The sequence below is a fragment of the Robiginitalea marina genome (genome assembly GCF_024006985.1).
GTDB lineage: Bacteria > Bacteroidota > Bacteroidia > Flavobacteriales > Flavobacteriaceae > Robiginitalea > Robiginitalea marina.
Window position 1 is genome coordinate 1 of record NZ_JAMXIB010000047.1, and the last position, 328, is coordinate 328.

Consider the following 328-nt stretch of genomic DNA (forward strand, 5'->3'; position numbering starts at 1 on the left):
GCAATGTGGGCTCAGTCACGGCGATCACCCTGATCATGGACAATGGCACGGCCGGTGATGGCAGCGGCGACTGGACGATACAGTTCGACAACATCCGGTTGTGCAGCAACGGAAGTACTGGCGGGGGCAATTCCCTGGAAGTTTGCGCCGGCGGGGAGCTGGTCAATGACTTTGAGTCTGCTGACGACAGTATATTCAACAACTTTGGTGGCGGTGTTGGTACTATTATCGACAATCCGGACACTTCAGTAAACACGAGCGCCAAGCTGGGGCAGTACGTTAAGAATGCCGGGGAAGTATTTGCGGGGATTACCATAGAGGTGGATCC

Annotated in this window: 1 pseudogene; it reads left to right on the top strand. The window is 54.9% G+C overall.

Going from position 1 to position 328, the window contains the following annotated elements:
* Window positions 1-328 (top strand): annotated as a pseudogene (locus tag NG653_RS14705) (hypothetical protein); the annotation flags it as partial.